The sequence below is a fragment of the Polyangiaceae bacterium genome (genome assembly GCA_015075635.1).
In the GTDB taxonomy this organism is placed as follows: domain Bacteria; phylum Myxococcota_A; class Polyangia; order Polyangiales; family Polyangiaceae; genus JADJKB01.
In genome coordinates, this window is the sequence record JABTUA010000001.1 from 907,857 (window position 1) to 921,784 (window position 13,928).

General features: G+C 70.6%; 9 protein-coding genes. 6 read left to right on the top strand and 3 right to left on the bottom strand.

From position 1 onward, the window contains the following. The first annotated feature begins 3 nt into the window (after positions 1-3). Positions 4-990, top strand: coding sequence for a hypothetical protein (locus HS104_04220; protein ID MBE7479185.1), 987 nt, complete (start codon positions 4-6; stop codon positions 988-990). Between the two features lie 87 nt (positions 991-1,077). Here the strand turns inward: HS104_04220 and HS104_04225 are convergent, their stop codons facing one another. Beyond that, positions 1,078-2,004, bottom strand: a complete 927-nt coding sequence (locus tag HS104_04225) for an HDIG domain-containing protein (GenBank protein ID MBE7479186.1) — start codon at positions 2,002-2,004, stop codon at positions 1,078-1,080. Between the two features lie 79 nt (positions 2,005-2,083). On the opposite strand from HS104_04225, the gene HS104_04230 reads away from it, so the two are divergent. Both HS104_04230 and HS104_04235 read left to right on the top strand, forming a co-directional pair. Continuing rightward, entirely contained in the window at positions 2,084-3,058 is a 975-nt protein-coding gene (locus tag HS104_04230; GenBank protein ID MBE7479187.1) for an endonuclease/exonuclease/phosphatase family protein, read from the top strand. A 149-nt stretch (positions 3,059-3,207) separates the two neighbouring features. After that, on the top strand, positions 3,208-7,599 hold the full coding sequence (locus HS104_04235; GenBank protein ID MBE7479188.1) for a translocation/assembly module TamB: 4,392 nt from the start codon (positions 3,208-3,210) through the stop codon (positions 7,597-7,599). A 3-nt stretch (positions 7,600-7,602) separates the two neighbouring features. On the opposite strand, the gene HS104_04240 is transcribed toward HS104_04235, so the two are convergent. Next, the gene (locus HS104_04240; GenBank protein MBE7479189.1) at positions 7,603-9,570 is read right to left on the bottom strand and encodes a zinc ribbon domain-containing protein; all 1,968 of its coding nucleotides are present in this window, start codon (positions 9,568-9,570) and stop codon (positions 7,603-7,605) included. 22 nt (positions 9,571-9,592) lie between these two features. On the opposite strand from HS104_04240, the gene HS104_04245 reads away from it, so the two are divergent. From HS104_04245 to queD, 3 genes are read left to right on the top strand one after another with little or no spacing between them, the layout of a single operon-like run. Continuing rightward, the gene (locus tag HS104_04245; GenBank protein MBE7479190.1) at positions 9,593-11,569 is read left to right on the top strand and encodes an alpha/beta fold hydrolase; all 1,977 of its coding nucleotides are present in this window, start codon (positions 9,593-9,595) and stop codon (positions 11,567-11,569) included. 17 nt (positions 11,570-11,586) lie between these two features. Beyond that, positions 11,587-13,185 (top strand): FAD-binding oxidoreductase, encoded by a 1,599-nt coding sequence (locus HS104_04250; GenBank protein ID MBE7479191.1) that lies wholly within the window; start codon positions 11,587-11,589, stop codon positions 13,183-13,185. Between the two features lie 19 nt (positions 13,186-13,204). Then, complete coding sequence (gene queD, locus HS104_04255) at positions 13,205-13,567, top strand: 6-carboxytetrahydropterin synthase QueD (protein ID MBE7479192.1); 363 nt, start codon at positions 13,205-13,207, stop codon at positions 13,565-13,567. Here queD and HS104_04260 read toward each other — a convergent pair. Further along, a complete protein-coding gene (locus tag HS104_04260; protein ID MBE7479193.1) occupies positions 13,564-13,842 on the bottom strand; it encodes a (2Fe-2S)-binding protein in 279 nt (92 codons plus the stop codon). The two genes, queD and HS104_04260, sit on opposite strands and share 4 nt — an antisense overlap. Positions 13,843-13,928 lie beyond the last annotated feature (86 nt).

Here is a 13,928-nt window from a genome sequence, read left to right on the forward strand (position 1 = left end):
CGCATGGTTCTGTCGCTGTGGGCCGAGTCGATGCCGGACGCGGCGGTCGAGGCCGCGCTGCCGTCCTTGTCCGCCAGCGGCCTGGGCATCGGTCTGTCGCTGCCCAGCGAGCGGCTCGGCGATCGGGCCTTCGCCAAGCTGACCCGCAAGGCGGCGCAGGCGGGCGTGTCGGTGCGTGTCTGGCCGCTCTTGCCGCGCGAACGAGGCTACTGGATCGGCGAGGCGAACGTGGAGGAGACGCGAGAGCTCTTGCTCGCGCTGCTCGACTGGCGCGCGAAGCGCGGCGGGCCCGTGTTCGAGTGGGTGTCGTTCGACCTCGAGCCCGACTATGCGTACTCCGAGTCGCTCCGGCGCGCGGCACGGCGGCGCCCCGACAAGGTGCTCGGCATGCTCTCCGAGCACGTGCGACCCACGCGCTTCGCCAAGGCGCGGGCGAGCCTGGCGCGCAGCGTGCAGACGCTGCGCCGCGCCGGCGTCTCGGCGCACGCGGTGACCTACCCGCTCGTGCTCGACCAGCGCGAAGGCGACACCACCCTCGAAGACGCGCTCTCGATCCCGGTGAGCGGCATCGACTGGGACGAGGTCAGCTTCATGGTCTACCAGACGCCGTTCGCGCAGCTCATCGGCACCTGGCTCGGACCCGCGCTCGTGTCGTCGTACGCGAAGACCGCGGTCGCGCGCTTCGGCGCGCGCGCCGGCATCGACGTGGGCATCGTCGGCGACCACGGCGTCGGCATCGATCCGGGGAGTCGCTACCCGAACGCATCGGCTCTGCGCGTCGATCTCGCGGCGTCCCTCGCGGCAGGCATCCCCCTCGAGCGCACGCGGGTCTACGGCCTCGCCGGGGTGCTCGACTCGGGCGGCGTCGCGGCTTGGCTGAGCGAAGCGCCGCGCGCCGCAGCTCCAAACGAGAGCCGCATGGTCGAGGGCTTCCGGAACGCCGTCCGTGGCATCGCGACGGGGCTCTGCGCCATGGCGCGGCAGGCGTAGGCGTGCTCGGAGCGGGTTGCGGTGCGCGGAACGTCCGCGTGGCGGGCATCGCCTGCGCTGATGGGCGTGCGGTGCGCGGGAGGTCGGCTAGAGCCCGAAACGCGCGCGGTTCTCCACCAGGAACTGCACGTAGAACTCGGCCTCTTGCTGGCCCGGGATCTCGCCGGCTTCGACGGCGGCCTCGAGCGCGCGCTTGAGGTCGCCGAGCTGGCGCGAGGGCGGGATGCCGAACGCGGCCATGATGGCGGTGCCCACGCCGGACGGCAGCGGCGGGAGCTTGGCGTCCTCGGCGGCCAGGGCGGTGATGCGCCCAGCCAGCTCGTCGATGTAGCCGATGCCGCGCCGCTTCTTCTCCGGGCGCTTGGTGGTGATGTCGGCCCGGGAGAGGCAGAGCAGATCCTCGAGGTGCGGGCCGATCTCGCGGGCGAAGCGCCGCACGGCGCTGTCCGTCCAGCTGCCGTCGTACTGGCTGGCGCGTAGGTGGTGCAGCACGAGAAAACGGATGGACGCGCGCAGCGCCTCCTCCGAGCTGAAGAAGTGCTGGCGCCGCTCCAGCTTGTCGAACATACGCGCGCCCACCTCGGCGTGGCCGAAGAAGTGCACCTCCCCGCGCTCGTCGATGCTGCGGGTCTTGACCTTGCCGATGTCGTGGAACAGCGCGGCCCAGCGCACCTCGAGGCGCGGCACGCTCTGGCAGACGACCTGTTTGGTGTGCTTCCACACGTCCTTGTGCCGCCACTCGCCGTCGCCGAAGCCGACCATGGCCTTCACCTCCGGGAGCACCGTGTCGAGCACGCCCGTCACCAGCAGCGAGTCGAGGCCCTCGTCCGCGTGCTGGCCCATCATCACGCGGTCGAGCAGCGGCCGGACATCCGGCGGCGTCAGGGCTCCCAGATCCGCCGGCGAAATCAGCGACACCGGCCGCGCGCTGACGCCGCGCTCGGCCAGCTCCGCTGCGCGCTCCAGCGCTTCCATGGCGCGCGTCTTGTCCGCGATGCTCGGCGTCTCGGTCATTCGGCGGGGCCGGCCGTTTAGCACAGTCCCGGCGGAAATGACCTTACCGCGCGGGCCGTCCTGCGCCATGCTCCGGCGGATGCGCCGAATCGCCGCGCTGCTCGTCCCCTTCGCCCTGGCCCTGGCCGCGGTGGGTTGCCCCGGCACGGAGCAGGACTTCTCCACGCCGACCCAGGACGCCGAGCCGGGGCCGCCGGACGCGGCGGTCGAGGCCGAAGCCGGCCCGCCCCAGCCGGTCCGGGTGATGAACTGGAACGTGAAGAACCTCTACAACGACAAGCGCGACAGCCTGGAGATCGCGGAGGCGGACGAGACCATCGTGCCGACGGCCGAGTACCAGGCCAAGCTCGACGCCATCTCGGGCGTCATCTCAGGCGAGAAACCCCAGGTCGTGATCCTCCAGGAAGTCGAGAACCAGGCGGTGGTGGACGACCTGGGCCAGAAGCTCGGCGGGTATCCGCACCGCGCCATCACGCAGGGCAACGATCCGCGCGGGATCGACATCGCGGTGCTGTCGGAGCTGGCGTTCCAGCTCGGGCCCTCGCACAAGGACGAGTTCTTCAAGGCCTCCACCGATCCGACCCAGACCTTCAAGTTCGCGCGCGACGTGCTCGAAGTCCACCTGAACGTGAACACTCGGCACCTGGCCCTCCTGGGCATCCATTTCAAGGCCGAGGACGGCGATCCGAAGAGCGCCGTGAAGCGCATCGCCGAGGCCGAGCAGACCCGCAAGATCGCCACCGGCATCCGCCTCGCGGATCAGTACGCGGCCATCGTGGTGCTCGGCGACTTCAACTGCACGCCGGGCTCGGATCCGATGAACGCCCTGGCGGGCTCGGCGCCGCTGCTCTTTTCGAGCGCCACCGAGACCATGCCGGCCGCCGAACGTTACAGCGTGACCTTCGGCGGAAACCCGCAGCTCTACGACGACCAGATCGTGGACCCGACGGCGAAGAGCCTGCTCGACCCCGGGTCGGTGACCATCCTGCACGCCGGCGCCGTGAACACCGCGAGCGACCACGACCCGGTGGTCGCGACGTACCAGCTCCACTGAGCGGGCGACCGGCTCGCCTTTCGCGTCAGGTTTTCGGCCTCAAGTAGCCGGAATCACACGCCGAAAAGCCGATAATTTGCCGCGCGCGTTACGCTCTACGTCTAACCCGTATGGCCTCCGCACGGCGCCCAATCGATTTCGGCCGCCTGTTGGCGAGGCTTTTGTGCGCCGTCTTCGCGCTGATCGGCGCCGTCCCCCTCGCGCTCGCGGTGGCCGTGCGCTCGCGTCCGGTGCTCGATTGGGCGTCGCGGGAGACCGCCAGGGTGCTCCAGCAGGAGCTCGGGGTCACGGCGAGCTACCGCGTCGAGATGCAGCTTCTACCGCTCAGGGTCGCGTTGAAGGACCTGGTGGTGCCCGCTTCCGACGGCGGCGCGCCGTTCCTCGTCGCGGAGAGCGCCTCGGTGCGTCCCAAGTTCTTCTCACTCCTGGCGGGCCGGCTCGACGTGGGGGACGTCGAGATCCAACGGCCGCGCACTCGGCTGGTCCTGCGTGACGGCAAGCTCGCGAACCTCAGCTACCGCTTGCCGGAGACGAAGGCTCCGTCCAAGAAGATGGAGCGCGCGCCCTTCGCCTCGCTCGGCGTCACCGAGGCGGAGCTCGATCTCGACATTGACGGCTTCCGCGTGAAGACCGGCCCCATCGACCTGGACGTCTTCGCCGACAAGGGCCCATCCTTCGAGGTCGGCCTGCGCGCAGCCGAGACCAGCATCGTGTCGCCGCGCAAGGTGACGCTGAAGGCGGCGGAGACCGCGCCGAACCGCCGCGGCGAGCTCGACGCCGGCAGTCAGCGCGAGTTCACCTACACGGCGTACGACGAAGACGTGGTGTGCCAGCTCGACGTGCGGTTGCGCGTCGAGGGCGACAAGCTGCTGGTGCGGCGGCTGGCCCTGCTCGGCGTGGCCGATCAGGATCCGGCGGAGAACACCCTGCCCAAGTGTCTCGCGGAGGACGACGAGAGCGCCGCACGGGTGGCGCTCCGCTTGTCGCAGCTCCGGGTCGAGCCACGCGCCGGGCAGACCCCGCTGGTGGACGGGCACGTGGTGGCCCGCGCGCCGGCCGCCATCACCAACCGCTACGTGAACATGGCGCCGCTGGCGGGCTGGGCGGCCTTCGCCGGCGACGTGCGCTGGGACGGCCGCACCAAGCTGCCGGAGATCCGCGGCCGCCTGCGCGGCGGCGATCTCCAGCTCGACGTGTACCGGTTGGCGAAGAAGCTCGACGCCAGCGTCGAGCTCGAGAACGACCGCATCGACATCTCGCGCTTCGAGACCCACTTCGCCGAGGGCGTCCTGGTGGTCAGCGACGCGCGCATCGAGCCTCTGGCGAAGGGCGCGCCCATCACCGCGGCGCGGGTGGACGGGACCAACCAGTCGTTCTCCGCGCTGATGCGCGACCTGGGCGTGACGCCGGACACCATCGTGACCTGGGATCTCGACAAGACCCGCGTCACCAAGATCAAAGGCACGCTCTCGCCGCTGCGCATCGACGCGGACCTCGCGGCCGAGACCTCGGACTTCGAGGTGTACAACCGCGCGTACCACGACCCCGCGAGGAAGCACATGATCGGCGTACACGCCGCCAGCATCCGCGGGCGCGTCGCCGTGCGGCCGAATGCCCTCGAGTTCGTCGACACCAAGGCGACGTTCGGCAAGAGCACGGTGCTGGCTTCGCTGGTGTCGATCGGCTTCCACAACGACATCGAGCTGAAGATCGGCAAAGGCTCGAAGATCGACCTCTCGGACGTGAGCCCGCTGGTGGACATACCCTGGGCCGGCACCGCCGACCTGGCCGTGCAGATGGCTGGAAAATCGGGCGATCCGTTGCTGACCGGCGATCTCGCCATCTCGAAGTTCGAGTTCGGCGGCTTCCCGGTCGGGGACATCAAGAGCAGCAAGGTCAAGTTCCGCCCGCTGGTCGTGGACCTGACCGACGTGCGCGGGCAGAAGGGCAAGAGCGACTTCGTGGTACCGACCGCGCGCCTCGACTTCGACAGCGGCTCCACGGTGCTCCTGGACGCCAACCTGCAGTCCGAGCGCTTCGACCTTCGGGACTTCTTGGCGATGTTCCTGTTCGACCAGGACCCGCGCTTCGATCCCATCTTCGGCGCCGGCAAGGTGGACGCGCGCGTTCACTACGACCTCGGCGGCAAGAAGGACCGCTGCGGGGGCGGCTACCTGAGCGTGCTCGGGCGCGTGGACATGAAGAACCTCGATCTCTTCGAGGAGAAATACGACGCCGGCCGCGCCGATTTCGAGTTCCGCTGGCTCGACCGCGACGCCAGCTACCTCGGCATCGAGATGGACGTGCCGAGCATGACTCTGTCCAAGGGCACCGGCACTCTGCTGGGCTCGCTGAGCATGCGGAAGGGTGGCGTGGTGCGCGGCAACCTGGTGGGCACCTCCGTGCCGCTCTCGAAGATCGACAGTATGGGCACGCTGGGCGCGCTGGTGGAGGCCCGCGGCAGCGGCATCGCCGAGGTCAGCGGCAGCGTGGACGAGCTGGCCTTCACCAGCCACGTGCGGGTCTCGCCGATGCGAGTGGGCAGCCAGACGCTGCCCAGCTCCGAGCTGGGGATCACGCTGAAACCCGTGAAACGCCCGCTCAAGGTGGTAGGCCGCACACGCTGCGGTGGAGCGGTGACGGCACCCTTCGATCGCGCGGAGTGGGAGTCGGATCCAACCGCCGGCACCTTCCACGTGGACGGCAAGATGTTCGGCGGCCAGGTCGCCTTCAAGGACCTGCGCGTGACCCGCCAGCGCAAGAAGAACGTGAAGGGAAGGCTGGACTTCCAGGACCTGGACCTGGGCGCCTTCGCCGAGCTCGCGCCTTCCGGGGCGAGCGGCAAGACCACCGGCAAGCTGAGCGGCAAGATGCAGATCGACGACCTCTTGCTCGATCGCCCGAGCGCGGCCAAGGGCACGTTCGTCATCGAGCGCCTGGCGGTCGCGCGCGGCGGGCTGGGGGCGGAGGTGTTGCCCGGCTCGAAGCCCATCGCGCTCGCCGACGGCAAGCTCAGCATGCCGGCGCTGGCGCTGGCGCTGCGTACCCCGGGCGGGCAGGAGAGCATCTTCGACGTGAAAGGCACGGTCGGCGATCTGGGCAAGAGCTCGACCGTGGACGCCTCGCTAGCGCTCAGGCCAATGGACCTCGAGAAGCTCTCCGGAGCGTTCCCGCGCGTTCAGAGCGTGAAGGGCAAGCTCGCCGGTGGGCTCAAGGTGACTGGTCCGGTAGCGGCGCTACGCTACCAGGGCGGTTTCGACCTCGACGGCGGTGAGGTGCTGCTCCGCGGCTTCGCGCCCATCACCCAGGTGAAGGTCTCGCTCAACGTGGACAACGACGAGCTCAGGCTGACGCGGGGCTCCGCGCGCATCGGCTCCGGGTCGCTGAAGATCGCCGGCAGCGCGCCGCTCAAGGGCTTCCAGCTCGGCAGCGCCACCGGCACCATCACCGCCCGCGACATCGCGCTGCCGCTGGCCGAGGGCGTGAAGGGCAGCGTGGACGCCGATCTTCAGGCCAAGTGGGAGCCCCCCGCCGACGGCGAGAGCGAGCGCAAGCTGCCGAGCGTCACCGGCAACGTGCTGCTCAAGTCCTTCGAGTACACGCGGCCCGTGGTCATGACCGCGGACATCGCGACCCTGGCCCAGCGCGGCAAGCGCACCGCGTTCGAGGCCTACGATCCGGCGGACGACTTCATCGACTTCGACGTGACGCTGAAGAGCGATCGCGCGCTCAAGCTGCGCAACAACCTGATCGAGGCCGAGCTCCAGCTCGATCCAGAGGGGCTCACCCTGGCGGGCACCAACCAGCGCTTCGGCATGCGCGGCGAGGTGAAGCTCAAGCAAGGTGGGACCATCAAGCTCCGGCGCAACGAGTTCGAGATCCGCCAGGGCGTGGTGCGCTTCGACGACCTGACGCGCATCGCGCCGCAGGTGGACGTGACCGCCGTCACCGAGTACCGCCGCTATAGCGAGTCGAGCCAGGCCGAGAAGGGCGCGCAGTCCACGTCGAGCTCCGGCGGGAGCCAGGCCGGCGCCGCCCAGGGCGGCCGCTGGCGCATCTCGATGCGCGCCCACGGCGACGCGGACAAGCTCAACATCGACCTGACCAGCGATCCGGCGCTGGCGCAGGACGACATCTTCCTGCTCCTCACCGTGGGCCTGACGCGCGCGGAGCTGGATCAGGCCCAGAGCGCCAGCGTGGGTGAGAGCGTGGCGCTCGAGGCCCTGGGCACCTTGAGCGGCGCCGACCGTGCGGTGACCGAGGCGCTGCCGGTGATCGACGAGTTCCGCTTCGGCAGCGCGTATTCGTCGCGCACCGGGCGCACCGAGCCCACCGTGACCATCGGCAAGCGCCTGGCCGAGCGCATCCGCGCCAACGTGACCAGCGGCCTGGCCGAGTCCCGCGAGATCCGCTCGAACCTGGAGTGGCGCCTGAACAACCGCGTCAGCCTGGAGGGCTCCTACGACAACGTGAACGACATCTCGAGCTCGTCACTCGGCAACTTGGGCGCCGACATCCGCTGGCGGCTGGAGTTCGAGTAGACGTCACCTCGCGAGCACGAGCCCGAACGCGCGCGCGCCGTCGTCCTTGACCTCGACCCGGCCCGTCGCGAAGTCTGCGTCGAGCGCGGGGTCCTTGTCCGCGGTCGAGGTCTTCTGGTCGTGCAGGCGCGCGAGCTTGCCGTCGGCGCCGAGCGTGCAGGGCAGCGCGAAGCCCGGGCGCATGCTGTCGTAGACGACCTTCGCGCCGCAGGCGAGCTTGGCGCGACACGAGGTCTGCCCTGCGCTCACCACGAAGGGCCGGGCTTCGAGCCGGCAGCGCGCGCCGCTGCGTGCCGGAGCCGCGCCGGTCGCTTCCTTCACGGTGAGCTCGAGCCCGAGCGGCTCCCAGACCACGGGCGTGGTCGGCGCCAGAATGGGCTCGCCGCTCCGCGGCTCGCTGTGGGGATCGAGCGCGAGCGTGACCACCCACTCCGGCAGCTCGGTGTTCTCGACCTTGCCCAGGCGCGGCCCGCTGTCGAGCTGGAGCTGCGGTCGCCCCGAGCGTTGGCCGATGTCCGAGTACTTGGTGAAGTAGACCCAGCCCGCGTCGGTGCGCCCCTCGGCGAAGCCCCAGCTGCGATTGGACACGCCGTTCATCGGGCGCGAGTCGTCGTAAAGCACCTGGTCTCCGCACGAGAGCTTCGCGGTGCGGATGGCGTGGCCGTCCGTCTCCACGTCGAATCGGCACGGGCTGCCCGGCTTCAGGGCGAGGCCCTGGGCCTTCTGCACCTTGCCGCGGAAGATCAGCGCGACCAGCGGCTTCGGCGCGACGGCGGTCGCGGCGGGCGTGGGTTCGGTCGCCGTGACGGCGCGGGCCGCGCCAGCGTTGCTCTGCTTCTTGGGGAGGAACAGCAGCGCGGGGACCACCACCGCCACCACGATCGCACCCGTGATGGCGAGAGCGAGCGCAGGGCTCGGCCGCTTGTCGCGCGGCGCGCGCTGCTGGAGCGCCCGGGGCGCGAGGGCCGGGGCTCTCGCCGCGGCGAGCTCCCGCGCGGCGCGCTCCTCGGCGAGGGCGCGCAGGCGAGCGCGGGCGTGGCTCGGGCCCTGGAACAGCATCCACCAGAGCAGGCGCTTCGGCGCGTGGTGGCCCAGGCCTCGGAGCGCGGCCGGCGGCAGCCGGCTCACGGCGTTGCAGAAGCGGCAGGTGACCACCGTGCTCGAGCCGGTGACCGCGAGCGGAGCGGAGCAGTTCGGGCAGCGGAGGAGCACGGCGCCACCGGCGTCGTTCTGGACGTCAACCGGCAGATTCGCCCGCTCGTGCTCCTCGGCGACGACGCCGCGCAAGGCCGGGTAGCGCCGGGCAACGCTCGGCGGGCGGTCGTAGCTGTGGCTCTTCTGGCAGCTCGGGCAGCGCGTGACGAGGCTCGCTTCCGTGAGCTCCGTCAAGGCCAGGGGAGTGCGGCACCCCTCGCACAGCGGATGCCCCAGCATCGCGCACAAGGTCATCGCGTGCCCCTCGTCGTCGTCGCCTTGCTGCTGCTCGGCGAAGGTGCGCTCGACGCCGACGTTCGCGACCTCGTTGTCGAGCGCCACGGAGACGGACTGCGGGAACCTCCCCTCGGGGCTGCCGGCGAGATCGCCGACGGCGTGGGCGAAGTCCACGGACTTCCACCACTGCTCCGGATCGAAGCGTTGATCGACGCCGCAACGCAGACACATCACCGAGCCGTCCACGTCCAGGTGATTCAGCGGCGAGACGTGGCCGCAGGCGCGGCACTGGAAGCTCGCCATCACCCCGACCCAGTACGGGTCTTGGCCGAGCCCCGGCAGCGCCACGCGCCCGCCGTCGAGCGAGCTCTGGCACACCTCGCAGACCGAGAGTCCCTTCGGCGCGAGCGCGCCGCAGCCGGAGCAGGCGCCCTCCACGGCGGTGGTGGCGGTGCGTTCCGGGGCCGAAGCGCCGCACGCACCGCAGAAGCGCGCACCGGCTTCGAGCGGCGATCGGCAGCGGACGCAGGACAGCGCCATGGCGCCAGCATACAATCACGGGATGCGTCGCGCGGGGTGTCTGCTCGGTCTGCTTGGGCTCGTGGGCTGTAGCGGCGAAGACGAGCCGGCGGTCGACACCGCGTCGGTGGTGGTGCTTTACGGTGCGCCCGCGGAGACCGAGCTCACGCTCTTTCCTTCCGACCGCTACACGGTCGCCGACCCGAGCACGCCCTCCGGGCTGCGGGTGCACATCGGCAGCGACAACACCGTCGATCAGCTGGTGACGGCGTACCCGACGACCCTGGCGCAGCTGAACGAGCTCGACGGCTTCTCCACCACGGGGGGCGTCGGCGTGCGCCTGTCTGGGCCCATCGACCCGCGCGGGCTGGTGAAGCTGCCGACGGCGGATCCGCCGGTCCTCGATCCGGTGAAGGACGCGAGCGACTACACGAAGAGCGGCACGCCGTTGTTCCTGGTCGAGCTCGACAGCGGCAAGGCCATCGGCATCGTGCCGCGCTACTTCGAGCAGCTGAAGGACGTGGACTTCCCCAGCGACGACTTCACGCTCCTGGCGGAGCCGGCGACGCCGCTCCTGCCCGGCAAGCGCTACGTGCTCGGCGTCACCGACGAGCTCTGGGCCTTGGACGGCACCCGGGTCGGTCGGTCGAGCGCGATGCAGAGGGCGCTCGGCAGCTCCAAGGACGACTACGACGTGGCGCTCCGCGCGGCCCTCGACCAGGCGGCGCCCGTGGTGGGCACGACGCGCGCGCACGTGGTGGCCGGCACGCTGTTCACGACGGCGAGCGTGCAGCACGCGATGATCGCGGCGGCCAAGGCGCGCCGAGCGGCGCCGGTGCCGCCGCTCGTGGGCAGCTGGAGCGTCGAGCAAGCGCCCGTCGCGTCGGACGCGCGCGCGCGGTTCAAGGCCAGCTTCCCGGCGCCGGAGTTCCGAAAAGGCAAGCCCGACGGCAAGTGGCAGCTCGGCGCCGGCGGTGCGCCGGTCGAGCAGAAGTCGGTGGACATGGAGACGTTCCTCGCGTTCTCCGACGCCAGCGTCAGCGGGCCGCGACCGGTCGTGATCTTCCAGCACGGGCTGGGCGGCGACAAGGACGGCAACTGGGGCACCGCCGAGCGCCTGGCCGCGCTGGATCCGAACGGGGTCGCCGTGTTCGCGATCGACTCGCCGGAGCACGGCTCGCGCGGCAGCGGCGGCGGCTCGGTGGTGTCGAGCGCGTTCAGCTTCTTCGGCGTGGAGCAAGGCTCCATGGAGTTCGACATCGGCCGCGCGCGGGACAACTTCCGCCAGATGGCGCTCGACCAGCTGGAGCTGGTGCGCTTCATCCAGACGCTCGGCACGCTCGATTTGTTGCCGCTGGACGCGAGCGGCAACCCGGCGCCGGACGGCAAGCCCGATCTCGACGTGTCGCGCATCCTCTACATCGGGCACTCTTTTGGCAGCGTGCAGGGGGCCAGCGTGTTCGCGCTCGCACCGGAGATCACCCAGGCCACCTGGAACGTGGGCGGAGCGGGGTTGATGATGCTGCTCCGGGACTCGAACCTGTTCAGCATCGGGGTCATCAAGTCGCTGACGCCGCCCGGCACGCCCTTCGGCGCGGTGGCGCGGTTCATGGCCTTCTCCCAGGCCATCGTCGATCCGGGCGACCCGCTGAACTACGCGCGGCACGCGGCGCTCGAGCCCCTCGACGGCGTCCCGAGCTGGAAGCCGCGCGACGTCTTGATCCAAGAGGTCGTGAACGACGCCATCGTGCCGAACTCGACCAGCGAGGCGCTGGCCCGCGCGACCGGCGCCGGGCTCATGCACCGCGCCTCCGAGGCCTCCGGGTTCGCCGAGGTCGGCTCGCCGACCACCGGCAACGTGGGCGGGGCGACCGCGGTCTTGTGTCAGTTCGACAAGGTCGGCGGCAAGGTGGCCGACCACGGCGGCCTGATCTTCACCGACGAGGCCATCGGCCAGTACGTCGAGTTCTTCACGACGGGCCTCCAGAACGGCCACGGCAGCGTGAAGTCGCCGTACTGATCGACTAACCTCCCGGCATGTCCGAGCGAAGCTTCTGGGGCTGGGGCAACCGAGACGTGGGGCCAGATCCAGCCGCGCTGGTCGCGGTGGAGGCCGCGCTGCCCTCGCTGCTCGGGATGCCGGCGCTCGTGGCTCGCCCCGCGCCGCGGCTCGAGGACATCACGCTGCGCCCTCCGCGTCTGTCGCCGACCCCGGCCATCGCGGGGCTCCTGTCGGGCGATCCCTTCGAGCGCGCGCTGCACAGCTACGGCCGGGGTTATCGCGATCTGGTGCGCAGCTTCGCCGGGCAGTTCGACAACCCGCCGGACTTCGTCGCCTTCCCGGAGAACGAGGCGGACGTGGCGGCGCTCCTGGACTTCTGCGGCTCTCGGCAGATCGCCGCCATTCCCTTCGGCGGCGGCTCCAGCGTGTGCGGCGGTGTCGAGCCCACGCGAAGCCAGCGTTACCGCGGCGTCATCAGCGTCGATCTGCGGCGCATGAACAAGGTGCTCGAGATCGATCACCTGTCGCGTGCAGCGCGCATCCAGGCCGGAGCGTTCGGCCCGGAGCTCGAGGCGGAGCTCCGCGCGCGCGGGCTCACGTTGCGCCACTACCCGCAGTCGTTCGAATTCTCCACGCTGGGCGGCTGGATCGCCACGCGCTCCGGCGGGCATTTCGCCACCGGACCGACGCACATCGACGAGCTGGTCGAGTCGCTGCGGGTGGTCACCCCGCGCGGCCTGGTGGAGACGCGCCGCCTGCCCGGCGACGGGGCCGGTCCGAGCCCGGAGCGGCTCTTCATCGGCTCGGAGGGCGCGTTCGGCGTGATCACCGAGGCCTGGATGCGCGTGTTCGAGCGCCCGCGCTTCCGCGCCAAAGCCAGCGTGCGCTTCCCCGACTTCGCGAGCGGGCTGCGCGCGGTGCGCGGTCTCGCGCAGTCAGGCCTCATGCCAGCGAACTGCCGCCTGCTCGATCCGCTGGAGGCCATGATGAACGGCGCGGCGGGCGGCGACGTCGCCGTGCTGATGCTCGGGTTCGAGTCGAGCGACCACGAGCTCGACGCCTGGGCGGAGCGCGCCGCCGAGATCTGCCGCGACCACGGCGGCAGCGTGCCGGACAAGGCGCTGCACACCCGCCACGAAGACTCGGGCACGCGCGACGCGGCGGAGGGCGCCTGGCGCGAGGCCTTCCTGCGCGCGCCCTACCTGCGCGACGCGCTGGTCGCTCGCGGCGTGTTCGTCGAGACCTTCGAGACCGCCGTCACCTGGGACAAGCTCGAGGCCCTCGACGCGAGCGTGTTGGAGGCCGCGCGCATCGCCGCGGGCGAGAAGGCGCTGGTCAGCTGCCGCATTACGCATGCGTATCCGGACGGCGCGGCGCCCTACTTCACCGTGATCACCCCGGCGCGGATCGGCTCGGAGCTCGCGCAATGGCAGGAGCTCAAGACCGCCATCACCGACGCGATGCTCGCGGCGGGTGGCACCACGACCCATCACCACGCGGTGGGGCGCGACTTTCGCCCCTGGTACGAGCGCCAGAGCTCGCCGCTCGTGCTGGCGAGCCTCGGGGCGGTCAAGCGCGAGCTCGATCCCTCGAACGTGCTCAACCCTGGCGTGCTCTTGCCAGAACGGAGCTGACGACTAAGCTCCGCCTGCCGTGAAAGTCCGCCTGGTCCGGGAGTACCGCTTCGAAGCCGCCCACCGCCTGCCGAACGTGCCGGAGGGTCACAAGTGCCAGCGCCTGCACGGGCACAGCTTCAAGATCGAGATCAGCATCGCCGGACCGGTGAACGACCAGACCGGCTGGTTCATCGACTTCGGGGATCTCGACGCCATCTGGGCGCCCATCTACGACGCGCTCGACCACCGCTACCTGAACGACGTGCCGGGGCTCGAGAACCCCACCAGCGAGCTCCTGTCGCGCTGGCTGTGGCAGCGCATCAAGCCTCAGCTGCCCGAGCTCGCGCGCATCACGGTCCACGAGACCTGCGACGCGCGCTGCGAGTACGAGGGAGACTAGTCCGACTCCTCGTAGCCCCACTCCGGATCGAGCCCCGCCAGATCCGCGAGCTTGGCTGGGTGGTAAGGTGGCCGCGGCGTGAAGCCTCGTCCGGGATCTCCCCCACGCTCGGCGAGCAGCTTGCCGGTGAGGCCCATGCACCACTTGCCCTGGCACCAACCCGTGCCGAAGCCGGTGTAGCGCTTGACCGACTCGATGTCGCGATGGCCCAGCGACATCGCGTGCTCCAGCTCGTGCAGCGTCACGTCCTCGCAGCGGCAAATCAGGGTCTTCACGCGAGCGAGGCTAGCCCGAGGGGGCGGTCGCGGCTATCCTCTGGGTCGCACGCCGGCTGAGTCCCCCGCGGCCCGCGCGCCACGAA

Coding starts and splice junctions, on each gene's coding strand:
- HS104_04220 (MBE7479185.1), top strand. CDS start 4: ATGGTTCTGTCGCTGTGGGCCGAGTCGATGCCGGACGCGGCGGTCGAG.
- HS104_04225 (MBE7479186.1), bottom strand. CDS start 2,004: ATGACCGAGACGCCGAGCATCGCGGACAAGACGCGCGCCATGGAAGCG.
- HS104_04230 (MBE7479187.1), top strand. CDS start 2,084: ATGCGCCGAATCGCCGCGCTGCTCGTCCCCTTCGCCCTGGCCCTGGCC.
- HS104_04240 (MBE7479189.1), bottom strand. CDS start 9,570: ATGGCGCTGTCCTGCGTCCGCTGCCGATCGCCGCTCGAAGCCGGTGCG.
- HS104_04245 (MBE7479190.1), top strand. CDS start 9,593: ATGCGTCGCGCGGGGTGTCTGCTCGGTCTGCTTGGGCTCGTGGGCTGT.
- HS104_04250 (MBE7479191.1), top strand. CDS start 11,587: ATGTCCGAGCGAAGCTTCTGGGGCTGGGGCAACCGAGACGTGGGGCCA.